The following is a 24,782-nucleotide window of genomic DNA, read 5'->3' on the forward strand; positions in this document are numbered from 1 at the left end:
GCCACTGTCGGAGGATAAGCACATGTCATCTCTTTTCGAGTCTTACGATCTGGCGGGTCAGCAATTGTCCAATCGCATCGTCATGGCGCCGATGACCCGCGCCCGCGTCAAGGACACCGTGCCGTCTGCGGATATGGCGATCTACTATGCCCAGCGCGCGGGAGCAGGTCTGATCATCACCGAAAGCACTCAGGTGTCTGACCAGGGGCGTGGCTACCTTTACACGCCGGGGATTCACACCCCGTCGCAGATTGAAGGCTGGAAACGCGTGACGAATGCGGTGCATCAGGCCGGGGGGCGCATTTTCATTCAACTCTGGCATGTGGGGCGGGTCTCGCACTCGTCCTTGCTGGAGGGCCGGGCACCGGTCGCACCTGTGGCCGTGCCTGCCGCGCAAACGTTGGTACATGCTTACGATAGTGATGGCCAGCCGGCGCAAGTGCCCGTCAGCGCGCCCGTTGCTTTGGATGCCAAGGGTATTCGGCAGGTCATCTCAGACTTTTGCCTGGCCGCGAAGAATGCCATGGCAGCCGGTTTTGACGGTGTCGAAATTCATGCTGGCAACGGCTATCTGTTTGAGCAATTCATTAATGGCGGCTTCAACACCCGTGAAGACGGTTACGGTGGCGCATCGATTGCCAATCGCCTGCGTTTTTTGCTTGAGACGGTCGACGCGGTGAGCGCCGAGATCGGCCGTTCGAAGGTGGCTGTGCGTGTTTCGCCTTTTGCGCGACTGGCTGATCTGCACGCATTCGATGAAGAAGAGGCGACGTGGCTTGCACTGGCCGGAGCGCTGTCCCAACGCGAGATTGCTTATCTACACGCCAGCCACTTGGGCACGCCAGACTTTCAAAAAGCCATCCGGGCGGCTTACTGCGGCACCTTGATCCTGTCGGGCGGGTTCACCCTTGAAACAGCACAGCAGGCCATCGATGAGGGCGTGGCAGACCTGGCGGTTTTTGGCCGACCGTTCATAGCCAACCCCGATCTGGTCGATCGCTTGCGGCATGGCTGGCCGCTGGCCGAAGCGGGGCGTGAAGCGTTTTATGGCGGTGGCGCTCAAGGCTACATTGATTATCCTGCCTACTCGGTGCAAGACGCGCAGAGGGCACAGTAGCAATACTGCTGTACTCCCCGGGAGGGTGGGAAAGTACATGAGGGACGAGACCGGAGTAGCCGTACCTCGCATCCCGTCGTGTCGAAGGCCACATCCTGTGTCTTTCTTGTAGGACAAGAAAACAACTGCCATTGGGCAGTCGGTGCGCTAGAAGAATTTAATGTCGTAGCCGAATCGTGATGCTGCGCTAACGATATGCTGCCCCATAATCTGGCGCGCCGCCGTTGCATTGCGGTCGATGAACGCCTGTACGAGCTCTTCATGCTCCCCGCGTGCGGCATGCGGAATATTGCTGAACACAGGGCCTCGCCGTGCAAAGTTCATGGTGATCAGTGCCCGCATTGGCTCAAGCACCGTGCGAATCATCGTCTCGAGATAGTCGTTGCCTGACGCTGCGGCCACGGCCCGATGAAAGTCGAGGTCAGCGTTGACAGTGTCCAGCGTCGGTTCGCCTTCGTATTGCATCCGCAGCACCGCCGCCTGAATCGTCTTCAACTTGCGGGGCGTCATAGTCGACGCCGTAAGCGCGGCGGCCTGGCTTTCCAGTACGGCCCGCACCTCGAACATGTTGCGGATCGTGTCGTCACCGTCCAGAAAAGGCGCACTCTCATGCGCTACTAAAGGCTCCGGCGATTGGGGTGCGGCCGAGACGAATACGCCTACACCCTGGCGTGACTGGATCAGCCCTTGCGCTCGTAGGGTCGCGATTCCTTCCCGTACCACGTTTCTGCTGACGCCGAAGTTTTGCGAGAGAAACTGTTCGGTCGGCAAACGGTCCCCCGGTCGTAGCCTGCCGGAGGCAATCTCATCGCTCAACGAGCGGGCAATGTGCTCGGCAAGATGAGGTCGCCGCTCCACGGGTTGTACGTTCATTTCGCTCATGCTCGTTCATCCTTCTCACTTGTCTTCTTAATCTACATCAGAAGACTTGTTCCAGTAAGTAACAACTGAAATTCCCCATTAGCATTAATTTAAAAGTAAATAAAAACAATGGCTTAAGACTGTCGTGACTCAAAGGCTGAAAAACATCAAGTTGTTCAGTTGAAGGACATCAGGACGTTATGTACGTTGTCCCCAACCCCTGACGTGAACGACATTGAAAATCGCCACGCCAGCTTTGCAACCTGCTTGAGGCGCAGTCTTATGAAAATTGCCAGCATTGAAACCATTCCGCTTCGGATTCCCTTTACCACGGGTGGCAAGTCGGCAGGGGGCGTCTGGGGGCCGAAAGACCTGCAGATGGTCGATTCCCTCGTGGTCAAAATCACCACGGATGACGGCATCGTCGGTTGGGGCGAAACCTTCGGCTTCACCGCGATACCTGCAGTAAAAGTCGTGATCGACACGATCCTGGCGCCAGAACTGATCGGCAGCGATGCCACCCGGCGCGAGAAACTGCAGGGCGACTTACAGAAGAAATTTCACGTCTTCGGTCGCAGCGGTTCGTTCATATATGGCTTGTCGGCAATTGATATCGCGCTGTGGGACATCGCTGGCAAAGCGGCCGGCAAACCGGTCTACCAGTTGCTTGGCGGCAGTGAGGCCACTTCGCTGGCGGCGTATGCCAGCCTGATCCGCTACGCCGATCCCGAACTCATTCGCATCAATGTGCGGCGCGCGGTCAACAGCGGCTTTAAGCATCTCAAGCTGCATGAGGTCGATCCCGATGTCATCCGTGCCGCGTGCGAAGCCGCAGGTCCCGGCGTGGAAATCACCCTCGACGTCAACGCCCCCTGGAGCGTGCGCGAAGCACTGGATATGACCGAGAAGCTTCGCCCGCTAAATCTGCGCTGGATCGAAGAGCCGGTGTGGCCGCCAGAAGACTATTCGGGGCTGGCGCGGGTGCGCAAACACGGCGGCATTCCTGTCGCTGCCGGTGAGAACGCGTCGACGCTCATGGACTTCCAGCACCTGCTTGAAGCCGGCGCGGTGGATTTTGTTCAGCCCAGCCCGGCAAAAATGGGCGGCATTACCGAACTGCAAAAAGTCTATGCGTTGGCCAACGCCCATGGCGTCACCGTGATGGTCCATGCCTTCTATGACGGTCCCGGCCTGCTGGCCGCTGTGCATGGCAGCGCGGCCTTGGGTGGCGCGAAGTCACTGGTCGAGTGGCGTTACTTTGATCTCGAAGCACAACTCTACGGCGACGCCATCATTCCGCGTAACGGCCGGATCGACGTGCCGCAAGGGCCGGGACTCGGCATCGAGCCGGACGAAGATGTCATTCGCGACTACCGCTTCAAACCCTGACCGCAAAGGCCACATGGTCATTACCGCGTTTGATCGACGCCGATGCGACAGTCACGGTGTCGGCCTTCAACAGCCACGACGACATTCTTGATAAAAATAAATACGAGGATTGAAGACATGTTAGACAGAATCGTAGGGCCAATTTTACCCGTCGCCTTTGTGATCGCGCTTGGCTATATCGCCGGCAAGCGCGGACGGCTTACCCATTCAGACAGCCTGCTGATCAGCCGACTGGTGCTCGGCTGGATATTCCCGGCGCTGCTTTTTGTCGGGATGGCAAGCACGCCTCGTGAGCAACTGTTCGACTTCAAGTTCGTCGTGGCCACGTTCATCGGCATCATGGGTATGTACACGATAGCGCTGGTGATCGGCTGGTACAGCACTCGCGATCTCAAGGTTGCAACGCTCAAGGGCTTCGTCAATGGTTATCCTGATGCTGCCTTCATGGGCATCCCTATACTCGCCGCGATGTACGGCGCGGGCAGTATCTATTCGGTGCTGGTGCTGAACCTGATCGCGAGCCTGGTGATGATCCCGCTGACCACCATGTTGCTCACCATTGCCGATGGAAAGGGCAGTGGCGCCCAGGCGTTCGTGTCGAGCTTGTCCGGCGCGGTGCGCCGCCCGCTGATGTGGGCTCCGGCGCTGGGCATCATTATTTCTCTGCTTCAGTTCAAGCTGCCTCCCATTGCGGCGGAGTCACTCAATCTCCTTGGCAAGGCGACGCCCGGCGTATCGCTGCTTTGCCTTGGATTGATCATGTCGTCGGAGAAACTGAAAATGTCGGGTGAAGTATGGACCAATCTTGGGCTTAAGCTGTTCATTCACCCTGTATTGATGTTTGCGGCCACTGTTTTGCTGGGCACCCATGGGCTTTACGCACAACAGATGATTCTACTGTGCGCACTTCCGTCGGCGACGATCCCGGCGATGTTTGCGAACCAGACCGGTGCCTATCAGAGTGAAGCTGCGACAAGCATTCTGGTCAGTACCGTGCTGTCGATCGTGACGTTTTCTGCCGCGATCTACCTGATTGATGGCGGGCTCGCTGCAGCCTGATTATTTGTCCCTGCAATGAACTGTCGGTGTGAAATGAGGCGCTCGTTTCGAAATATCACGTTTGGTTTTGCTCCGCAGTCAAATCAGTCTAGAGCACACTTTTGCAGCTTGAATTGATTACATTGCGTATCAACTGAAAATCGCGTCAGCGATATCATCACAAGAGTGATCTATCAATAAGCTGGGCATGATGTTTCTGTTTTCAGCGGTAACTCGCCACGACTTGCTTATTAGGCTAAAAGTGTCGATGCCGATTTATTAATGCATGGCTAAGGTGGTTTTTATGATTGAGATTATTATGAAGGCTACTTGCCTGACAACCCTGCTTGTCGTGGGTGCCGCAATGTCGCACGTTCAAGCGCAACCATTACCGCTCGGTAAAACCGGTGCGTTGTATAATGAAGACGTGGAGTGGCATAGCTTTCCTGCATTCCCGAAAGAAGTAAAGCTGGCTGTTCTGGTCGGTGATCCAGGTAAGCCAGCGCCATACGTTGTGCGTGTTAAAGTTCCGAGCGGCACTAAACTAATGCCCCATACACATCCGGAAGACCGCATATACACTGTGATATCTGGTGTGTTTTATATTGGTTTTGGCGCTGTATTTGACTCGAGCAAGTTAGTTGCTTATGGGCCCGGTAGCGTGGTGGTACTTCCGGCGAATACTCCGCACTTTCATTGGGCTAAGTCTGGAGAATATATATCTCAAGTTTATGGAGTGGGTCCGCTAGGTCTTGAATATATTGATAGTCATGACGATCCTCGTAATTCGTCAAAATAAAGAGGCGCTATTCGCCGGGCCAATGAAATCAATGAAGCTTGAATTGTGCTGCCGCTGCGGATTTATAATTTTATAAGCCCATCAATCCAACGTGGCGAGATGCTTTGGGCTATCCAGATTTTGTCGAAGGATCTGGCTCACTGATTTGAGCTCTGTATAGTCCTCGATAAAGGCACTGCCAAGTTCTCGTCTGATCCCCGAGGGTGTGCTTCCGCCGAATGGCGCCGCCGGATCAAGAAAGACCAAGAAAACACTCCTCGAGTGTCCGCTATTGGCTGTGGATTCAACCGGTTGAATCCACAGTCGTTAGCAGTCAGTAAAGATTCGATTTTGCCCGAAAGCCGATCAATCATGCATGCACATGCCTAGTCACATCCCCCTCTGTGGCGAGAACCCATTTTCCCGCCACAGAGGCAAGCCCTTATTCCTTCAACTCAACCTTATCCAACGCCTGATTCACCGCCAACTCCCCCAACATCACCACCTGCGTAATCCCCAGCAGCGTCTTGCGGTGTGAATTCTCCAACAACGCCGCCAAATTACTCAGCATCGTGGTCGCCGAGCCCAGTGATTCGCTGGCGTTGACCAGCAGGGATTCGGTGTTGCACTTGGGATTGGCGAGGAACATCGGTTCGGGTTCGTGGTTGCTGGCCATGATCTGGGCAGCCGGGTTGAGGTAATGGTCGAGGGCGCGTTCGGCGGCTTCGTGGAGTTTTTTCGAATCGAGCGATTCGTAGGGCGATGCCGGATCGGTTTCCGGTGGGTTGGGTGTTGGTTTTTTCATAGTGAAACTCCTACGGCAGATTGAAGGAGCCATCACCCTTGCTACCAAACGAGGGTGGTGGCCATACGCGGGTTGGTAGACCGGCTGCAAGTAGGAAAACCCGGCGCTCACAAAGGAGCCCCACGCATGACCACCATATAACGCCGAGCCTCAAAAAAGAGACTGCATACGGTGTCGCCATACGACTATTTGCAGACGGGCTACCAAACCCGATCACTGTTTTGCAGTGACCGGAAAACGATATAGCCCACCCCGTAGCCGCACAAGCCGGCGGATTCTGTCTTACCCGTAGGCGATGGCGCAAGGCGTTGTAGCCGTTAGGACGTTACACCGAGTGTCTTTAAACGTACGACCGGAAGCCTGTTTAAACGCATCAAATGTCGAACAGAGTTCCTGCGCCGATCGATCAGGCAAAAACGAACGAAATCACTTTTTCGCAGGCTTTCCGCTGTTAGGGAAATGCAGGTACGACATCACGCTTTCAGTCAATTCTGTCGCCAGCTTCACCGCCTCTTTATTGCGCGCCATCACGCCGGCGACCAAGCCTTCGATCAAGGCCAGCACGGCGATGTTGGAACTGGTCAGTACAGGGTGGTCGCACGGCGCAAATAGCGTGTGCTCGGCGATGCCGGTGAGGGGGGAGGCGGGTGAGTCGGTAATGGCCAGCACCGATGCGCCACGTTCATTGGCGAAGCGGGCCAGTTGCAGGGTGTCGAGGGAGTAGCGCGGCAGGGAGATCGCCAGCAAAACGTCCTGGTCGGTGATCGCGGCCAGTCGGTACGCGGCATTTTCGTTGCCGCCCTCCATGCTGATGGCCGTGGCGTCGGTACAAAAGGGCACCAGGGTCGAGGCGGCGAGGCCGGCGAAGTAAACACTGTTACCGAACCCCAGAATGTAGATTTTGCGTGCCGTGGTCAGGCGGGTGACGAACGCTTCAAAGGTGTCGGGGTGGTTGTTGGTCACCGCCGTGGCCAGGTTGCTGCTGGCACTCTGGAGTTGTTCATGCAGCCCAAATGCGCCGCCCGGGCGATGGGCCAGTTCGTTGCGCAATTTGTCGACCGGCGACACCATCTGCTGCAACGTTGCGACCAGTTCGGCCTTCATGCCGCTGTAACCACCGAGGTCCAGCGCTTTAGCCAGACGGTTGACGGCGGCGGGTGAGGTCAATGTTTCGTGAGCCATTTCCTCGATGGTCAGGGTCGCGGCTTTGAGCGGGTGACGCAGGATGAAGTCCGCCACCTTGCGCAGTGATGGAGGCAGTTCGGCAACGATTTCCGTCAGTTTTTGCATGACCGGCGCGGCGTAGACTGTGGTGTCTTTCGAAGGGGGGGCATATCCGGCTCAACTATTCCTGAAGGTATGAGAAGGGCTGTGCCTGATGCCCTGACAAGGTTGGCTGGAGTGTATCCGAAGCCAACCCTGTCAGGGCACCGCCGAGCCGTAGCGGTGTTACTTCAAACTCCCGGCCAGAAACTGCTGAAGGCGTTCGGATTGCGGATTGACCAGCACCTCACGCGGGTCGCCGCGCTCTTCGACAACGCCTTTGTGCAGGAACACCAGTTGGTTTGAGACCTCGCGGGCAAAGCCCATTTCGTGAGTCACCACCACCATGGTCCGGCCTTCCTGCGCCAGATCCTGCATGACTTTAAGCACTTCGCCGACCAGCTCGGGGTCGAGCGCCGACGTCGGCTCATCAAACAGCATCACTTGCGGTTCCATCGCCAGTGCGCGGGCAATGGCCACGCGCTGTTGCTCGCCACCGGACATATGCGCCGGCCAGGCGTTCATGCGGTGTGCCACACCGACTTTGGCCAAGTAGTGCTCGGCCTTCTCCCGTGCCTCTTTCTTGCCCAGACCCTGCACATGCACCGGGGCTTCCATGACGTTTTCCAGGGCGCTCATGTGGGACCAAAGGTTGAAGTGTTGGAACACCATCGACAGCTGCGAACGCATGCGTTGCAACTGCTTGGGTTCGGCCGCTTTGAGCCCGCCGAGTGTGTTGGTCACCAGTTTGAGCGGTTCGCCATTGAGCACGATGTTGCCCGCATTGGGTTGCTCCAGCAGGTTGATGCAGCGCAGGAACGTACTTTTGCCAGAGCCGCTGGAGCCGATGATGCTGATCACGTCACCGGCCTGAGCTTGCAAGGACACGCCCTTGAGCACCTGATGCGCACCGTAACTTTTATGCAGGTCCTGAACTTCAAGTTTGTACATGGTTTGAACTCTCTGGAGTCAGTCGCTAAGCAAGCGACCCTGGCGAATGGGGGTAGAGCCGGCAACCTTGGCCAGCCACAATCCAGGCTGGGCAAAGCGCAGCCGTTCGCGGGCATAAAGAATGCCGTCGGTGCTGGCGCGCACCACGCTATGGCGGTCGGTCAGCGGGTCGATGACTTCGAACAGCGGATCGCCGACCTTGACCTGCGCACCCAGCGGTTGCAGAAAACTCACCACGCCGGGATGCGGCGCACAGGCGTACTGCGCGCCAGCGAAGGGCACGGCCTGGCAATGGCTCGGCGGTGCCGCGGGCCAGTCACCGCTGATCAGGCCTTGATCGGCGAGGTACCCGAGAATGGCGTGTGCGCTGTCGACACATTGCTCGCGTTCGGTGTCTGCCATGCCACGCAATTCGATGGTGGTCGCCGCGCACGCCAGCGGAATATTGGCTTCAGGAAAGCGCTCAGCCAGGCGTAACCAGGCAATGGCGCAGGCTTCGTCGAACGCGCTGCCGCCCGCACCTTCGGCCAGCAGCGTGACCCCGGCGCCGAGGCGTGCGGCCAGTGATTGCAGGCGTGGCCAGTGTTGCGGCATCGCATACAACAACATGATCGATTCGAAATCGCAGTGCAGGTCCAGCACCACATCGGCGTCGCAGGCCTGCTGCAGCAACAGGCGACGCAGGCCGTCGAGTTCCGAGCTCGCTGCCGGCATGGCGCCGAGGGCATCTACCATGGCACGGCGGATGAGGGCGATGTTGGCGGTGGCGTCGTCTCCCAATTGGCCCTCCAGCCGCGGTGCAACAACATCAACCAACTCCGGGAAGTCGCGATTGAAGTTTTTGCCGCTGGAGAACTCGAAGCGCCCCTGATGGGTGGCCTGGAACATCTGGGCGATACCGATCGGATTGGCCAGGGGCACCAACTCGATCACCCCGCTCAGACGGCCTTGTGCTTCCAGTTCCAGAAGACGGCGCTTGAGCTCGACAGCGACGCGCATCCCCGGCAGTTCATCGGCATGCAATGAAGCCTGGATGTACGCTTTGCGTGTGCCACTGCCAAAACGAAACAGCGTCAGCGTGCGTTCGGTGCCCGATGCACTCCACGGCAAGCGGTATTGAATGTGCTCCATAGCAGCTCCTTAGTGCTTGCGCGGTGCCAGATACGCCAGCCAGCGGCGCTCGGCCAACTTGAACAGGCGCACCAGAATGAAAGTCAGGACGAGGTAGATGAGGCCGGCGGTGATAAACGCCTCGAACGGTAAATAGAACCGTGAGCTGACAGTCCGCGCGGCTCCGGTGATGTCGACGAGGGTGACGATGGACGCGAGGCTGGTGGTTTGCAGCATCATCAGCACTTCGTTGCTGTACTGCGGCAATGCCCGGCGCAAGGCCGATGGCAGGAGAATGCGGCGGTACAGGGTCTGGCGGGACATGCCCACGGCTCTGGCGGCCTCGATCTCGCCGGGGGGCGTGGATTTCAAACTGCCGGCCAGCAGTTCCGCGCTATAGGCACTGGTGTTGATCGCGAAGGCCAGACACGCGCAAAAGGTGGCGCTGGAGAGGTAAGGCCAGAGCACGCTTTGGCGAACGGTTTCGAACTGCGCCAGGCCGTAATAGATCAGGAACAATTGCACCAGCATTGGTGTGCCGCGAATCACGTAGGTGTAGAGCCAGGCCGGCAAGTTGATCAGTGGCGATCGTGAAACCCGCATCAGTGCCAGGGGTATCGCTAATACCAAACCCAGGGCCAGGGAAATGAGCAAGACTTTGAGGGTTAACAAGGCGCCATTGAAGTACAGCGGCAGGTTTTCCCAGATCAGGTTGTAGTCGAGAATCATGGGCGGTTCCCCCTCACAATTCGGCGGCTTTGATGCCGACCGAGTAGTGTTTTTCCAGATAGCGCAGCACCAGCAAGGACAGGCTGGTGAGCATCAAGTACAGCGCCGCCACTGCGAGGAAAAACGTGAACGGCTCGTGTGTGGCATCCGCAGCGTTTTTGGCTTTGAACATCATGTCCTGCAAGCCGATCACCGAAATCAGCGCGGTGGATTTGGTCAGTACCAACCAATTGTTGGTGAACCCGGGAATGGCGAAACGAATCATCTGCGGCACCAGAATTCGCCAGAACACCTGCGCACCGCCCATTCCATAAGCCACACCAGCCTCGGCTTGACCTTTGGGTATTGCCATGAAAGCGCCGCGAAAGGTTTCCGAGAGGTAGGCGCCAAAAATGAAGCCCATGGTGCAGACGCCCGCGACAAAGGGGTTGATGTCGATATAGCGGGTGTAACCGAGCGCCAGGGCCATGCGGTTCACCAGATCCTGGCCGCCATAGAAGATCAGCAGGATCAGCACCAGGTCTGGAATGCCGCGAATCAGGGTGGTGTAGCTTTCCCCGAGCAGGGCCAGCCATTTGAGCGGTGACAGCCGCAATGCCGCGCCAATCAGGCCCAGGGCAATCGCCAGGGACATGGAGGTCAGGGCCAGGTTGATGGTCAGCCAGGCGCCATCGAGAATGCTCGATCCGTAGCCGTGGAGCATGATGAAGTTCCTCAAGCGAGCGCCGCGAGGCGCGCAAGACAAGCCCCGGAAGACGCCCGCAACGGGCCATCCCCGGGGCTGGGGTAGGGCTTACTCGCCGTAGATATCGAACGCGAAGTACTTGGCCATCACTTGCTGGTACTTGCCATTGGTGCGAATGGCGTCAATCGCGGCACTCAGGCGCGCAACGTTGGCAGTGTCGCCCTTGCGCACGGCGATCCCGGCGCCCCGGCCGAAGTATTTCGGGTCGTTGATGTCCGGCCCGACCAGCGCGAAGCCCTGGCCTGCCGGTGTCTTGATAAAGCTCTCGTCGGTGGCGACGATGTCGGCGAGGGTGGCGTCCAGGCGGCCCGAGGCCAGGTCGAGGAAAGCCTCATTCTGTGAGCCGTAACGCACCACGACGACGCCGGCTTTTTCCAGTTGCTCGGTGGCAAAACGATCGTAAGTCGAGGAGCGTTGCACGCCGACTTTCTTGCCCTTCAAGTCCACCAGCGGGTCATTGATCACATTGCCGGCCTTCATCGCGAACTTGCCCGGTGTGTGGTAGTACTTTTTGCTGAAGTCCACAGACTTCATCCGGTCTTCGGTGATTGACATCGACGACAGCACGGCATCGATCTTGCGCACTTTGAGCGACGGGATCATGCCGTCGAACTCCTGAATGACCCACTCGCACTTGACCTTCATTTCTTCGCACAAGGCGTTGCCGATGTCGTAGTCGAACCCGCTGATGTTGCCCTCCGGTGTCTTGAAGGAGAAGGGTGGGTAGGCGGCTTCGATACCGATTCGCAGGCTGTCGTCATCGGCATGTGCCAGGAAGCTGAAAGCACATAGCGCCAGGGCACCTAGAAGTTCTGTCTTGTTCATTTTGTTGACTCCTTGGAGGGCATTTGAGGGATCGGGTGCCCGCCATCCGGGTTGGCGCGGTGGATCAATCCTGTGATCGGCGAAGGTATAAATGACACAATAAAATTCCATATGCAACATTACTGAAAATAAACGTATCAGTTTGGGGCGTGATAATACGCATCAAAACCCGGTCGGGGCGCTGCTGTTGGGGCGCTTGTTTTATGCGTTTGGCACCGGGCTAGGCGGCATCGGGCCGACGTTGTTTGGCCAGTTGATCCAGACCCAGCAGCGCAGCAGTTTGTTGATCGGGTATCTGATTGGTGCTGCGCTGATGGGTGTGGCGGAGGGGGTGCAAGCGGTTTGGGGGGGGGCGGCGGAGCGCCAGGCGTTGGAACAGGTGGCCAGGCCGTTGTCGCAGGCTGGGGATCGAAAGGGATGACTATCCCCAGCCCTGTATTTCAGCGACCGCTACGCTTTGTTTAGCGACGATAGTAACGGTGCTCGTCCTCGTAACGATGCTGCATGGCGCGATCCTGGCGTCGCTCCCAATCACGACGGTCCGCTTCTCGGCGGGCTTGCTCTCTGCGCCAATTATCTCTGCGCCAGTCGTCCCGGCGCCAATCGTCTCGGCGCCAGTCGTCTCTACGATCGTGCCAACGGCCGTCACGCCAATATCGGTCGTCATGGGCAAGTAACGGTCCCGTCTGCTGGCCGGCCATGCTGGCCAGGCTCGGCCAAGGGTTCTCCGCAGACTGGGCAGGCACCTGAACGGCGGTGACTTCAGTGGCGAAAACAGGGGTTGAGGTTTTCATCGGTGTGGCTGATGCCGAGCTCACTGCCGCAAACGCGAACAGGCCGAAAAGCACCATCCGTGGGACATTGAATTTCATGAGCGAAGACAACCTCTGATTGAACATTGGGCATGTGGCCAATTGGCCGAGGCAAGCCTGCGGGGGCAGGGCTGACCGAGCGAATGAGCCTATCCAGATAGACCGATAAATAGGGAAAAGTTCTAAAGGGCCGTGGTTTAAATAGCCCCCCGTCGCAGCAGGAACTTCAGGGTGTTGGCCCGGTCAATAGCCGCCCTGTATCGCAAACGCCGAGCAGCGCTGTGGCCTGTTTAACGGCAGTGCCTTCCGAGTTCTGCCGAGTCCGCCCCTGATGCCAACCACGTGTTTTCTGCCCGGCCTCATCCTGGTGTTCTGCGCTGTCGCATCGTTTTGTTCGGTTGCTGCCGAGCGAAGTGCGACCGCGCAAAGCAACAGCGCATCCACCGCCCTGATCGAAACAGCCTCGCAGCAGTATGGAAATGGCCAACTGGACCAAGCCGCCGCCACGCTGGAGCGTGCCCTGCATATCCAGCCGAACAATCCCGCGACGCTGCATTACCTCGGTGTGTTGCGTCTTCAGCAGGGGCAATACCAGCAGGCTGAAACTTTGGCGGCGCGCTCGAACCTGCGGGTCGGGCGCAACGTCGAGTTGCGCAACCGCAACTTCCAACTGATTCAGGCGGCGCAACAGGCTCAATCTTCGGGTATTCCACCCACTGCCAAAGACGATCAGGTCGCAGTGCGGCAAGCGCTGGAAGCGGAGACCCAACGGCGCCGCGAAGCGCAGAGGGCGGCGGTTGAGCAATCGGTTGCAGGCACTGGGCGTGACGCGGGCAACTTCGCCCGCGCACAGGCAGATGTGGCATCGGATTCACCGACGGCAGGCAGATTTCAGCCCGTAGGAGCGGGGCAAATGACTTCCGTCGAGCCAGAGCCCGCCTACGATGAACTTGAGATTCCACGCGGCCACATGCCGCCACCGGGTAAATGCCGAATCTGGTTTCCTGGTCGCCCGCCGGGGCATCAGCCCCCACCCGGCAAATGCAAGAAACTGCGGGATCGGGTTCCTTCAGGGGCTTATCTGGTGCGCGGTTGAGTTCGCTTGCGATTAAGGACTTATCCTCCCTTCGCACTCAAACGCCATTACATTGATGCCAGGTTGCCTATGGCTGTCGATCTTCATGAGTGGCTGGAAAGCGTGAAGGACGCGCAATCTTTCATTGGAAACTTCCTCTGCTTTTAATTGTACGTACTGGATAAGTTTGTAGATGTTTTGTGCAAGAGAGGCCTAAAAAGTCAGCTGACAATGGCCGCTTCAGCACCTGTTGCTGACCTCCAGATCGCCAGAAGACGCTGCCGGCATCATTAATGCGTGCCAAAGCCAACCCCTGGCACCCCTCATGGGTGGACTATTTTCATGACGTTGTGCCTGTCACTCGCCTCTTTTTTCGGCGCAGATCGCGTTCGAATGCGTGTCAATCAATTCATTTGGCCGAGGGCGGTGGTGTCCGTTCTTGTGGGTGTCGTCGAGTTTGAGACGATAGCTGTACAAAATTATTATTTGGTATAACTTTTAAGGGCGCCTATTGAGTCATTTCGAGGGCTTTGCATGATCAGGCAGACGGGCCGCTTAATCCACCACGCTATCTGTTTTGTTCTGATGCTCCAAAGCGCAGAACTCTTTGCTGATTGGCGCGAGGCTGTTCCCAATGCTCGTCGGCTAGGTTACGGCGAGATGCGCGTATTCGGGTTTTCCATTTACAGCGCGCAGTTCTGGAGCTCACGCCTCATTGCCGGTGAAACGCTGGATGCGGATGCGCCTTTTGCGCTGGAGCTGACCTACAGTCGCGCCATTAGTCGCGATGATCTGGTGGAGGCCAGCATCAAGGAAATCCGTCGCCTGTCGCCCAACACTGTGAATTCAAAGCTCATGGCCCGCTGGGAGTCGGAGATGTTTCAAGCGTTTGTCGATGTGCGTGCCGGTGACCGCATCACCGGCGTTTATATGCCTGGAGAAGGCGCACGTTTTTACGTCGGTGAGCACCTTCGGCATGTGGTGAGAGATGTTGCGTTCGCCAAAGCTTTTTTTTCGATATGGCTTGACCCCCGAACACGTAACCCGGAGCTGCGCGCCCAATTGCTGGGTGCAGCTAAACCCTGAGACCGTTGAGGAAATGCGCATGTTGAAGATAGGGATACTGCTGCTGTGTATTGGCCTTGCCAGTTGCAGCCGGGTGGATGTGCAAACCTACAGCCAGGAGACGCCCAAGCTTGAATTGCGAGAATTCTTCGAGGGGCGGGTTGAAGCCTGGGGCATGTTTCAAAAGCGTTCTGGCATGGTCGCCAAGCGCTTCCACGTGGAGATCATTGGCCACTCCGAAGGTAGCAGGCTGATACTCGACGAATCATTTACGTACAGCGACGGTACGAAGCAAAAACGAGTGTGGACGTTAACCCCGGTTGGCTCCAGTCAGTGGCGCGGAACCGCTGGCGACGTGGTGGGCGAGGCGCTTGGTGAGGTGGCAGGCAATACACTGCGCTGGAATTACGTGCTGAGGCTACCGGTGGATGGCAAGGCGTATGAGGTTCAGTTAGACGACTGGATGTACCTTATGGACAAGAACACCCTGATCAATCGCTCGTTCATGACCAAGTTCGGGGTGGAGGTAGGCCAGATCACCTTGTTCTTCCGCAAGCAACCTTGATTCAAAAACAGCGGCGCCACGCTGCTTTTTGGCTGGCGCTACGCCTCGGATAAAATTCGTTCAGTGTTCATCGCCACTACAAAGCGTGCGGGTCAATTCCGATGCAAACGGTGGTCAGGACGAATGCAAATAATGGGTCAAGTCGAGCGCCATTTCGCCGCCATGAACGGCGGCGATGACAATGAGCGCAAGAAAGCAGAGCAACTGAACGCTAAAGAAAGTAAACCGAACGGCCACGAAGGCATCGGTTTGCACATGGCAGACGTGCACCAGCGATTGGCACACGCGAGCGATCAGCACGCACAGGCTCAAGTAGTTCACCGCAGGCCCGTTGATGTCGAGGGCTGAAATCATCCAGACGATGACGGCAAAGACCGGCAGGTTTTCCACGCAGTTGGCGTGTGCCCTGGTTCCGCGCCGATACCAGTCCTCGCCTTCGAGTTGATCGCTGCGGAAAGAGGCGATCGGCACATTCGAGAACAGGATGGCGCCCCAGCGATACACGCCGACGGTGGCCATCAACAGCAGCAACGTCCAGGTCGCAAATCCCAGCAGCATCCACATCGGTATCGTCATGGCCGCCATCCTCCACAGATCGCTGTCAGCACGTTATCGCGCAGCGCGCGGCCGATGGGCAGTCGGTCGCGCGCGGTCACTCAGTGGCTCATGATCGGTGCCAGTGCGGCCTGAATCCTGGCCATCTGTGCGGGCGTGGTCATGCTTGTCAGCAGCCGGCCAAAGTGGGGATGCTGCACGCCCGAAATAATGTATTGCCAGCGGTAGGCGCCCAGCACGCCGGCCTTGATCTGCGCGGTCTCGTCGGCACTGAGCGATCTGGGCACATTGCCAATGAAGTACTCGGCATCGGCGGCCGATTGTGCCTGCAGGATGGCGTCGACGGCGCCTACCAGCGCAATCAGGTCATTCACCGCCTGGTCGCAATCGTCCGGCGTGAGTTTCGCGTGCTCGGCCTTCCACTCCAGTTCATCGAGTACGACGTGCCGGCTTTCATCCTTCCAGTGAAATTTGAAGACGTCCTTGAACAGCGGGCACAACTCCTCGCGCGGGGCGATGCTTTTCGTGTAGTGCGTTTGTACAAACAGCTCGATATGGCAGGTCAGCGCCAGCACCGACCAGGTGCTGGCCGCCAGTACCGCACGCGCCACATCGTTGGCATCGGCCACTTGGCGATAGCCTGCGGGCAAGCGCGAGTCCAGCATTGTTTCCATGCGCCGGAACAGCTCCTGGTGCTTGATCTCGTCGTTGGAAAAACGCACCAGCGCTTCGAGGGCGAGCTGATCATCAAAGACATGGGCGCGCCCCTGATCGAGCATCTTGGCACTGATAAAACGCTCGACCAGGCCAAAGAGGTACGCGTAGGTCCGGCCCTGAATCTGACTGAGCAGGCGCGCCTCGTCCGCGGCGAGAAAGGTCAGGCGGTCGATCTGCGACAGCCCGTCGGGCAGGAATTTGCGCGAGAAGTCGAAACGACGGTCCCGGAGCAAATCGCGATCGATCTGCCATTCCGATTTTTTCGATGATCTGACCATTTGCGCATAACGGGCGGCATTGCCTGAATCCGGGCCGGGTATGGTCGTGAGGGTATTCATATCGATCTCCTGCTGTGGGGCCGCTACGGTTGACGTCGGAACCCTTCGCCATGGGTGAGCCTCTGGGCTCGTCTCGGTCGCCGGGTCCGCGTTGGTGCTAATCTAGGTGTCGCCTTTGCGGCCGTGAATGCCCCGTACGCCTGATTACCTGCTCCGGGCTCCGGAAGGGAGGGTTGGCACATGCTGGATGCGCTTTCTGATGTTTTGCGAGTGATTCGGCTGTCTGGAGGGGTGTTCCTCGAGGCGGAGCTCACCGCGCCCTGGTGCATTAACGGCAGGCTCTCGGCGGATGACTGCAGCCCGTTCCTGGCGGCGCCCCGACACGTCATGTCATCGCATTTTGTCGCGGCGGGGCACATGCAAATAAGCATCGACGGTGGTGCCGCCATCGACGTGGGGGCCGGCGAACTCGTGCTGCTTCCGCGCAATGACGCTCATTCGTTTGGCAGCGACCTGAGCGTTGAGCCCATGCTGGTGAAGGACGTTATCCAGCCGCCGGAAGTCGGCGCGATTTCACGGATCAACTGCGGCGGGGGCGGCGAGGCCACACAGTTATTGTGCGGATTCCTCGGCTCTGAAACGCCCTTCAGTCCGTTGCTGTCGTCGCTGCCATCCTTGTTGAAACTGGACTTGCGCGCGACGGCTTCGGGCGCCTGGATCGAAAGCTCCTTCCGTTTCGCGGTCAGTGAGATAGCGGCGGGGCGCGTCGGCTCGACAACGGTCATCGCCAAGCTCTCGGAATTGTTGTTTGTCGAGGCCGTCAGCCAGTATGTCGCCAGCCTCCCCGCGGAGCGGCGCGGCTGGCTGGCAGGGTTGCGAGACCCGCACATTGGGCGCGCACTGGCGCTGCTCCATGCCCGGCCAACCGACAGCTGGACGGCAGAAGCCCTGGCTCAGGAGGTGGGCATGTCGCGCTCGGTGTTTGCGGAGCGATTCACGGCATTGGTCGGACAGCCACCGATGCAATACCTGACCCTCTGGCGTATGCACGTGGCGGCTCAACAGCTGCGCGAGGGTCGCGGTAATGTGGCGCAGATCGGCTTTGCCGTCGGCTACGAATCCGAAGCCGCGTTCAGTCGCGCCTTCAAGCGCCAGTTCGGCACATCCCCTGGCACTTGGCGCAGACAATCGGCATGAGCCGTGACGGCTCGCTAGGGTCAAACAGGGCGAAGTGGCGGCCTCTGATGAAGCCGCCCTGTTTCGCCTGTTTGATCAGTTGCCGTTTGGCATCGACAAGTTGATGCCTTCTTTTTTCAGCGCATCACGTACGTATTGGAATTTCTGGTACTGCGACAGTTCGATCGGCCCGTCATAACCCATGCTTTGCAGTTTGCGTGGCGGGTAATCGACGTAGGTTTTCATCAGCTTCATGATCGCTGCCGTGATCGGCACCATCGTCCAGGTGCGCTCGGTGAAGTTGTTCATGAACAGGTCATAACGCTCTTGCGGGTCTTGCCACAAATCGAAGACTTGCGGCACGGTGGCGACATATTTTTCGGCGCCTTTCCACCCCAGGTTGGAGTCCACCGCCAGACCACCGGTTACTGCGCCATCGTCGCCGCGCAGGTTGAACACGGCCTTGTAGTTCCCGACACGGGCCGCCCCCGGTGACAATTCGTTCTCGGTAAAGTAGAACCACTCCTTGCGTGGAGAAGGGCCACTGGCAGTGAGTACGGGAGTCATATCGTAGCTGTCGAAGATGATCGGCTGACCTTCACGATCTTTCTCGGGCAGCTTCACGCCAGCAACCGAGGCGAAGGTGGCCATCAAATCCAGGCCCCCGAGTAACTCGTGGTTTTTGGTGTCTGGCTTGATCTTGTCTGGCCAGACGGCAATGGCGGGCACCCGGTTACCGCCCTCACGCACCGTGCCCTTGGTTCCGCGGAACGGGGTGTAACCGGCATCCGGATACACATCCTGCCAGGCACCATTGTCCGTGGTGTAAACCACCAACGTGTTCTTATCCAGGCCGAGCGCCTTGAGCTTGTCCATGATCCGACCGATGTGAGTGTCGAGTTCGACGATCGAGTCGGCGTACTTGGACTTGGACATGGACTTATGAATGAACTCCGGTGCCGGCATGTTGGGCTGGTGCACTTTCATGAAGTTGATGTTGATGAAAAAGGGCTTGTCCGATTTGGCCGCGGTGTCGAGAAACTCCAGCGCGGCTTTTTCGACGTAGTTGTCAAAGAACGGAATGCCGACCACGCCGGGCTTGCCGTCAACCACAGGCGTGTCAACGTACTGGCCGTTGATCTTGAATTCCTCGACCGGTTTTTCACCCGCCTTGCCGGACAACGCGCCCTTGGTCACCCGTTGAAACATGGCGCGGGTTTCCGGGTCCATGTCGGGGAACCAGGTCGGGTCAGCGTAGGTGTAGGCATTGAGGTGGTACAGGCCGACGTATTTCATTACGTCATAACCCTGCGCGTTGGGTAGCGCATAGTCGGCTTCGCCCAAATGCCATTTGCCGGTGAAATAGGTGTCGTAGCCACCGGTTTTCAACACCGATGCCAACGTCCACTCGGCGGCGGGCAGACCACCGCCCTGGCCCTGGAAGGCCACGGTCGTCATGCCGCTACGGTTGGGGATTCGCCCGGTTTGCATGGCCGCGCGACCGGGTGTGCAGCTGGGCTGGGCATAAAACGAGTAAAAAGTGACACCTTCTGCCGCCAACTGATCGATGCTCGGCGTGGGCATGCCTCGACCGACGCCACCGCCGTAGGGGCCCAGGTCGCCATAGCCGGTATCGTCGGAGACGATAAACAGAATGTTGGTTTTTTCCGTTTGGGCCGCGTGGGCCAGTCCGTTGAATGACAAAAGCGCAGCAAACACTATAGATAGCCTGAAACGATCCGATAGCTGTTTCATACCAGGATTCCTCGTTGTTTCATGGTGCTGGCAACCGGGCGATGAGTGCACAACAACATTGACCCTTGGTGCATTGACCACCGAGCAATTAGCCTAGGTTCTGCGTACAGAATCATTTTCCCCTTGTGATATGACCCTCCACAGATACAGGCGCAGGAAAAGTCTAGTGCGTTTTTTTCAAGTAGACGGGGCGATTGCGATGTTGGGGTGGTGTATGTAACGCCAGGATTACAACCCGAATAAATCCCAACCAAGAATACAATCGCCACATACAGCCCGACTCGACTCGACTCGACTCAACAGTGACTAGAGGTGCTTTATCGAGTCGCGTGCGCCACATCGCCGCAGAAAATATCGGCGCTGCCATCCTCGGGTGAAGTACGCACGACAATGGAGTACTTGCCAGATAACAGGTCTGGCATTTTTATCGGCGCGCTTCTGTAAAAGGTCCATCCGCCGGTCCCCGCATTGGGTTCGGTATTGACCTTATCGTTCATGGCGAACGCGGCAGGCCCGGGTTGCTGGCAACTACCTTTGTTGATGAAGGTGTAGAGGCGCGGGGGCAGGATGGTTCCGTTTGGAACGCCGGTTATGTAGAAGTCAAAGTTGGTTTGATTGCCTTCGCCAGTCAAAGTGGTCGTGGCGGTATGACCGGGGTTCCTCTGGGTCGCTGTCAAAGGAAGATTCATTGACGGGTTTGATGGGTGGGTGCAGCCGAAGAGACTTGCGGTGATCAATAGTGCTGACAGGGGGGGACAGAGTTTCATTGCCAACCTCCAATAGTGGAAGAAGTGCGGTGGGGGGACTCTTGGGTATAGCTCATGCACGCGGCGTTGCGTTCTTGAATATCCCGCGCTGTCGCCAAAGTGCATGATATTTCGGCAGGCGAACCACTAACCTTGATCTTTTTTCACTGCGCTTGTCATTTGGGCCAGAACGGTTTCACGCTGACAAATTTCCTCTTCGACACCCCTCACTTCGTTCATGTAAACCTCGACGGCGGGCGGCAGTGAGCGCTCTTTCAGGTAGATAAAACCATAGCGGGTGCGCAGGGCGAGGTCATGGAGGATTAATGGTACGACCTCGCCGGCGAGGAACTCTCGCTCAAAAGTCGATAAATTCCCTACCGCGAGGGCGTTACTGTTCTCGACGAATTTAACGATTTGCATGGGCACGTCTATTTCAATTGCCGGTACAAAATCACCATTCACTGCATCGTATGCACCGGCACAGCCCAACGTTGCCGGGAGTAAGTGGCTGGACAGTCGCAGCGGAATACGCGAAGCCACCCAGGGATAATCGAGTGTTTGCGCCAACGTCAATACCCGCTTTTGCGAAAGCAGAGGATGGCCAGGCCGACAAAACAAGCGTCCCTGGTGCTCACCCAACAACTCACAGGTGAATTCGTCCCGCCCCTCCAGGGTGCTGATTTCGGCAATCCCCAAATCCACTACGCCGGTCGCGACCTGATGATCCACGTCACGCCATCCGGCGACATGGGCCGTGACTTTGATGTGCGGATGCCGGGCGTGCAGCCGCGCGATGCTGGTGTATCCGCTGGTCATACTTGGATAGGGACCCAAGGCCACTTTCAGCGCTCCGATATCACCTCCCGCCAGCAAGGCAATGTCACGCCGCAAATCTTCCTCGGCCACTAACAAGCGTCGACTTTTTTCACGAAGCAAATGACCGAACGCCGTCAGCGCAATGCCTTCAGGGCGTCGGTCGAACAGCGTGACGCCCAGTTCATTCTCCAGCAACTGGATGCTTTTGCTCAGTGCCGGCTGGGAAACCCCTAACGCTTTGGCCGCTCGACCAAAGTGCGCATGTTCAATCAATGCCAAAAACTGACGTAAGCGACGGGGTGTCATCTCATAACCTTTATGTTATCGAAACTCACTGAAACGGAATTTTTCGTAATGAGATGAATATGCTATTCATGGCCTGGCGGGTCAAGTTGACGCGTACCCAAACAATAAAATCGAGCGCAATTGTCCGCATTGACGCTCTTGGCAGCCCTTGGTACAGGAACCCCCTCATGCACAACAAGACCCTTCATCTGGCACTGGCAATGACGCTGGGCTGTGGCGTTAGTCCTGGCATTTTTGCTGCCGATGCAAACGGCGCAAGTTCTGATCCTTCCGCAACAAAAAGTGCGCACTTCGATACCAAAGGCAAACCGCCTTCGGCCTACACGATCGAACTGCAAAACGGTGTACGCAAGACACTTCCGTTCGGTGATAAACGAGATTTTGAAGAGGCCAGGAAAGGTTTTATTGCGGCACCGACTTACAACAAGATCATGGCCGAAGCCGGAAATGTCGCCTGGAACATGGGCAGCTATGACTTCCTGCTCGACGGCAAGGACTACGACAGCATCAACCCGTCGTTGCAGCGTCAGGCGATACTCAATATGGCCTTCGGTCTGTACGAGGTGGTTCCGGACAAGATTTACCAAGTGCGCGGGTTTGACCTGGCGAACATCACGTTCATCAAGGGCGATACGGGCTGGATTGTGTTCGACACGCTGATGTCGAAGGAAACCGCCAAGGCTGCGCTGGACTTTATCAATGAAAAAATCGGCAAGCGCCCGGTCGTAGCGGTGGTGATCTCTCACTCCCATGCCGACCACTTCGGTGGCGTGCGCGGGTTGGTCGACGAGGCCGATGTGCGCAGCGGCAAAATTCCGCTGATAGCACCCACCGGTTTCATGGAACATGCCGTGGCTGAAAACGTCTACGCCGGTAACGCAATGACCCGGCGGGCATTTTTCCAATATGGCGTGTTGTTGCCGCACAGTCCGTATGGCCACGTCGACATGGCCATCGGAAAAAATGCGTCCATCGGCAACATGGGCCTGATCGAACCCAATCGCTATATCTCGAAAGATTTCGAGACCCTGACGATCGACGGCGTGGAAATGGAATTTCAAAGTACGCCGGGCACCGAAGCGCCAGCGGAGATGAATACCTGGTTCCCGCAGTTCAAGGCATTCTGGGCCGCGGAAAACATCGTCGGCACCATCCATAACATTTACACCCTGCGCGGTGCTCTGGTCCGTGATCCGCTGGTCTGGTCGAAGAACATCAACAACGCTTTGTATCGCTACGGACAGCAGGCGGACGTCATGTTCGCCGCGCACAGTTGGCCACGTTGGGGCAATGAGCGGATTCAGGACATCATGCGCGCGCAACGCGACGCCTACGCCAACCTGAATAACGCCGTGCTGCACGCGGCCAACCAGGGCGTCACCATCAACGAGATTCACAACGTCTATAAATTGCCAGACAGCCTGAAAAACAACTGGGCGACCCACAGCTACCACGGCTCCGAAGAGCACAATAGCCGCGCCGTGATCAACCGCTACCTCGGTTACTGGGATGCCAACCCGGCGACGCTGATGCCGCTGTCACCAAAGGATTCGGCACCGCTGTACGTGGAAATGATGGGGGGCTCAGAGAAGATCATGACCAAGGGAAAATCCTTGTTCGATCAGGGCAAATACCGCGAAGCCTATGAAATTCTCAATAAGCTGGTGTATGCCGAACCCCAGAACACCGAGGCCAAGGACTTGCTTGCGGACGTCTATGAGCAGGTCGGTTATCAGAAGGAAAGTGCAGGGGTGCGCAACAGCTTCCTTGCGGCGGCGTATGAGTTGCGCAACGGCATGCCAAAGGGTGTACCGCCCAAAACCACCGGGCCTGACATGATTCGCGCCATGAGTACCGAGTTGTGGCTGGAGTACCTGGGCATCGCGCTGGATGGCAGCAAAGTGGCGGATCAACACTTCGTCTTGAATCTCAAGACGCCCGACAACGGTGAGCAGTTTGTGGTTGAGTTGAGCAATTCAACTCTGACCAATATCAAGGGGCAGCAAGCGAAAAATGCCGACCTTACGATCACCCTTGATCGTGCTGATCTTGAAGGCGTAATGGCGAGGAAAACCAGCTTCGCTCAACTCGTTGGGGCCGGCAAAGCCACGTTCGTGGGCAATCACAAACCTTTCGAACAGTTGATGGCCGCCATTACCCCGTTTACCCCCACCTTTGAACTGCTGCCCGGCACGCAGCAGTAACCATCAGGGCCGCGTTTTTTCTGTTGAGGCTGAAGCTACCTCGCGCACCTGCTGACACCAGGTGCGCGAGGTGCGCAAAACCGACATGACGTTGGTGGCCTGGCGGGTGAGGGTGCCCTCAATGCCGGGCGCCCTGGTTTGGCGGTTTCTACTACCCGAGTCGACGTGCGAGATTCGGGAAAATTGCACATTGATCACTGTTGCCTACGCTTATCTCTTGCTTTGTCGATTCAGGTGATGAGCAATGGATTTAATACAGCGATGGAGTTACACCTCTACGGCACTGTTCGCTTCATTGTGCTTCGTGCCCATGGCCCAGGCTGAGGACTCGGCAGAATTGGCCAAACAAGCCCTCAACCCGGTTGCAGCCATGTACAGCCTGCCGGTGCAGTACAACTGGGACCAGAAAATGGGGCCGACCGGAGAGGGCATGCACAGCGTGACCAATATTCAGCCGGTCCTGCCATTTACCCTCAATGACGACTGGAACCTGATTTCACGCACGATCCTGCCGGTCATTGATCAACATGGTTTGGCACCTGACGGCGCGGCGGACAAGTCCGGTGTTGGCGATATCACCCAGAGCTTTTTCTTCTCGCCGAAAAAGCCCACGGACAGTGGCTGGATACTCGGCGTCGGCCCGGCACTATTGATTCCTACCGGCAGTGATGAATTGCTCAGTAGCGAGCAGTGGGGCATCGGCCCGACCGCGGTTGCGCTGAAACAGGCCAATGGCTGGACGCACGGGATACTCGCCAACCACATCTGGGGGCTGGACGGCAGCCCGCCGGACAACAAGGAAAAGGTCAACCAGACCTTCCTGCAACCGTTCCTTTCCTATACAACCAGCACCCTCACGACCTACGGGGTGAACACTGAGTCCACCTATAACTGGCAGTCACGCGAATGGTCCGTGCCGGTCAATCTGACGGTCACACAACTGTTGAAAATCAGCGGGCAACCCCTGACGGTGCAAGCCGGGCCACGGTACTGGCTCGACAGCCCGGATGACGGGCCACAGGGGTGGGGGTTTCGATTCGCGGTGACGTTGTTGTTTCCACGCTGAAACGGAGGCGACTGCTAGAGCTGAATCATGGA

Annotated in this window: 24 protein-coding genes and 1 pseudogene; 11 read left to right on the forward strand and 14 right to left on the reverse strand. The window is 57.6% G+C overall.

Annotated elements, in window-relative coordinates:
- Positions 1-22 precede the first annotated feature (22 nt).
- Positions 23-1,117 (forward strand): alkene reductase, encoded by a 1,095-nt coding sequence (locus AB4N43_RS27585; protein WP_460152337.1) that lies wholly within the window; start codon positions 23-25, stop codon positions 1,115-1,117.
- A gap of 147 nt (positions 1,118-1,264) precedes the next feature.
- Here the strand turns inward: AB4N43_RS27585 and AB4N43_RS27590 are convergent, their stop codons facing one another.
- A complete protein-coding gene (locus tag AB4N43_RS27590; protein WP_027925166.1) occupies positions 1,265-1,999 on the reverse strand; it encodes a FadR/GntR family transcriptional regulator in 735 nt (244 codons plus the stop codon).
- Between the two features lie 261 nt (positions 2,000-2,260).
- On the opposite strand from AB4N43_RS27590, the gene AB4N43_RS27595 reads away from it, so the two are divergent.
- The 3 genes from AB4N43_RS27595 (at position 2,261) to AB4N43_RS27605 (ending at position 5,204) form a co-directional block, all read left to right on the forward strand.
- A complete protein-coding gene (locus AB4N43_RS27595) occupies positions 2,261-3,367 on the forward strand; it encodes a mandelate racemase/muconate lactonizing enzyme family protein (protein WP_410922974.1) in 1,107 nt (368 codons plus the stop codon).
- Between the two features lie 117 nt (positions 3,368-3,484).
- Positions 3,485-4,426, forward strand: coding sequence for an AEC family transporter (locus AB4N43_RS27600; RefSeq protein WP_027925168.1), 942 nt, complete (start codon positions 3,485-3,487; stop codon positions 4,424-4,426).
- A 283-nt stretch (positions 4,427-4,709) separates the two neighbouring features.
- Positions 4,710-5,204, forward strand: a complete 495-nt coding sequence (locus AB4N43_RS27605) for a cupin domain-containing protein (RefSeq protein WP_194940338.1) — start codon at positions 4,710-4,712, stop codon at positions 5,202-5,204.
- A gap of 421 nt (positions 5,205-5,625) precedes the next feature.
- Here the strand turns inward: AB4N43_RS27605 and AB4N43_RS27610 are convergent, their stop codons facing one another.
- The 7 genes from AB4N43_RS27610 to AB4N43_RS27640 form a co-directional block, all read right to left on the reverse strand.
- On the reverse strand, positions 5,626-5,988 hold the full coding sequence (locus tag AB4N43_RS27610; RefSeq protein WP_194940337.1) for a DUF6124 family protein: 363 nt from the start codon (positions 5,986-5,988) through the stop codon (positions 5,626-5,628).
- A gap of 426 nt (positions 5,989-6,414) precedes the next feature.
- Positions 6,415-7,278, reverse strand: a complete 864-nt coding sequence (locus tag AB4N43_RS27615; protein ID WP_460152341.1) for a MurR/RpiR family transcriptional regulator — start codon at positions 7,276-7,278, stop codon at positions 6,415-6,417.
- A gap of 159 nt (positions 7,279-7,437) precedes the next feature.
- Positions 7,438-8,202 carry an ABC transporter ATP-binding protein gene (locus AB4N43_RS27620; RefSeq protein ID WP_027925171.1) on the reverse strand — a complete coding sequence of 255 codons (765 nt, stop codon included), beginning with the start codon at positions 8,200-8,202 and terminating at the stop codon, positions 7,438-7,440.
- Between the two features lie 18 nt (positions 8,203-8,220).
- Positions 8,221-9,333, reverse strand: a complete 1,113-nt coding sequence (locus tag AB4N43_RS27625; protein ID WP_460152345.1) for a succinylglutamate desuccinylase/aspartoacylase family protein — start codon at positions 9,331-9,333, stop codon at positions 8,221-8,223.
- A 9-nt stretch (positions 9,334-9,342) separates the two neighbouring features.
- Positions 9,343-10,041 (reverse strand): ABC transporter permease, encoded by a 699-nt coding sequence (locus tag AB4N43_RS27630; RefSeq protein ID WP_027925173.1) that lies wholly within the window; start codon positions 10,039-10,041, stop codon positions 9,343-9,345.
- 13 nt (positions 10,042-10,054) lie between these two features.
- Positions 10,055-10,744, reverse strand: coding sequence for an ABC transporter permease (locus tag AB4N43_RS27635; RefSeq protein WP_059182608.1), 690 nt, complete (start codon positions 10,742-10,744; stop codon positions 10,055-10,057).
- Positions 10,745-10,834: 90 nt separating this feature from the next.
- The gene (locus tag AB4N43_RS27640; protein ID WP_059182609.1) at positions 10,835-11,611 is read right to left on the reverse strand and encodes an ABC transporter substrate-binding protein; all 777 of its coding nucleotides are present in this window, start codon (positions 11,609-11,611) and stop codon (positions 10,835-10,837) included.
- A 196-nt stretch (positions 11,612-11,807) separates the two neighbouring features.
- Here AB4N43_RS27640 and AB4N43_RS27645 point away from each other — a divergent pair.
- A pseudogene (locus tag AB4N43_RS27645) lies at positions 11,808-12,032 on the forward strand (MFS transporter); the annotation flags it as partial.
- A 40-nt stretch (positions 12,033-12,072) separates the two neighbouring features.
- Here the strand turns inward: AB4N43_RS27645 and AB4N43_RS27650 are convergent.
- Positions 12,073-12,483: a hypothetical protein gene (locus tag AB4N43_RS27650; protein WP_081743996.1), complete on the reverse strand. Its 411-nt coding sequence runs from the start codon at positions 12,481-12,483 to the stop codon at positions 12,073-12,075.
- 271 nt (positions 12,484-12,754) lie between these two features.
- Between AB4N43_RS27650 and AB4N43_RS27655 the strand changes: the two genes are divergently transcribed.
- The 3 genes from AB4N43_RS27655 to AB4N43_RS27665 all read left to right on the forward strand — a co-directional run bounded on the left by AB4N43_RS27655 (position 12,755) and on the right by AB4N43_RS27665 (position 15,128).
- Positions 12,755-13,519 (forward strand): tetratricopeptide repeat protein, encoded by a 765-nt coding sequence (locus tag AB4N43_RS27655; protein WP_460152348.1) that lies wholly within the window; start codon positions 12,755-12,757, stop codon positions 13,517-13,519.
- Positions 13,520-14,032: 513 nt separating this feature from the next.
- The gene (locus tag AB4N43_RS27660) at positions 14,033-14,584 is read left to right on the forward strand and encodes a chalcone isomerase family protein (RefSeq protein ID WP_460152350.1); all 552 of its coding nucleotides are present in this window, start codon (positions 14,033-14,035) and stop codon (positions 14,582-14,584) included.
- A 19-nt stretch (positions 14,585-14,603) separates the two neighbouring features.
- Positions 14,604-15,128 (forward strand): DUF3833 domain-containing protein, encoded by a 525-nt coding sequence (locus tag AB4N43_RS27665; protein WP_460152352.1) that lies wholly within the window; start codon positions 14,604-14,606, stop codon positions 15,126-15,128.
- 114 nt (positions 15,129-15,242) lie between these two features.
- On the opposite strand, the gene AB4N43_RS27670 is transcribed toward AB4N43_RS27665, so the two are convergent.
- Together AB4N43_RS27670 and AB4N43_RS27675 are read right to left on the reverse strand one after the other, a co-directional pair.
- Complete coding sequence (locus AB4N43_RS27670; protein WP_050590225.1) at positions 15,243-15,704, reverse strand: MAPEG family protein; 462 nt, start codon at positions 15,702-15,704, stop codon at positions 15,243-15,245.
- A gap of 80 nt (positions 15,705-15,784) precedes the next feature.
- Positions 15,785-16,738: a hypothetical protein gene (locus AB4N43_RS27675; RefSeq protein WP_460152354.1), complete on the reverse strand. Its 954-nt coding sequence runs from the start codon at positions 16,736-16,738 to the stop codon at positions 15,785-15,787.
- A 180-nt stretch (positions 16,739-16,918) separates the two neighbouring features.
- Here AB4N43_RS27675 and AB4N43_RS27680 point away from each other — a divergent pair, with 180 nt between their 5' ends.
- On the forward strand, positions 16,919-17,875 hold the full coding sequence (locus AB4N43_RS27680; RefSeq protein ID WP_027925182.1) for an AraC family transcriptional regulator: 957 nt from the start codon (positions 16,919-16,921) through the stop codon (positions 17,873-17,875).
- A 75-nt stretch (positions 17,876-17,950) separates the two neighbouring features.
- On the opposite strand, the gene AB4N43_RS27685 is transcribed toward AB4N43_RS27680, so the two are convergent.
- The 3 genes from AB4N43_RS27685 to AB4N43_RS27695 all read right to left on the reverse strand — a co-directional run bounded on the left by AB4N43_RS27685 (position 17,951) and on the right by AB4N43_RS27695 (position 21,480).
- On the reverse strand, positions 17,951-19,609 hold the full coding sequence (locus AB4N43_RS27685; RefSeq protein WP_027925183.1) for an arylsulfatase: 1,659 nt from the start codon (positions 19,607-19,609) through the stop codon (positions 17,951-17,953).
- A 317-nt stretch (positions 19,610-19,926) separates the two neighbouring features.
- Entirely contained in the window at positions 19,927-20,376 is a 450-nt protein-coding gene (locus AB4N43_RS27690) for a hypothetical protein (protein WP_460152356.1), read from the reverse strand.
- A 126-nt stretch (positions 20,377-20,502) separates the two neighbouring features.
- On the reverse strand, positions 20,503-21,480 hold the full coding sequence (locus AB4N43_RS27695) for a LysR family transcriptional regulator (protein WP_460152358.1): 978 nt from the start codon (positions 21,478-21,480) through the stop codon (positions 20,503-20,505).
- A gap of 167 nt (positions 21,481-21,647) precedes the next feature.
- Between AB4N43_RS27695 and AB4N43_RS27700 the strand changes: the two genes are divergently transcribed.
- Entirely contained in the window at positions 21,648-23,684 is a 2,037-nt protein-coding gene (locus AB4N43_RS27700) for an alkyl/aryl-sulfatase (protein ID WP_027925186.1), read from the forward strand.
- A 310-nt stretch (positions 23,685-23,994) separates the two neighbouring features.
- Positions 23,995-24,750: a transporter gene (locus tag AB4N43_RS27705; protein WP_371258956.1), complete on the forward strand. Its 756-nt coding sequence runs from the start codon at positions 23,995-23,997 to the stop codon at positions 24,748-24,750.
- The last annotated feature ends 32 nt before the right edge of the window (positions 24,751-24,782 follow it).

Source organism: Pseudomonas sp. S2_B07 (assembly GCF_054668435.1).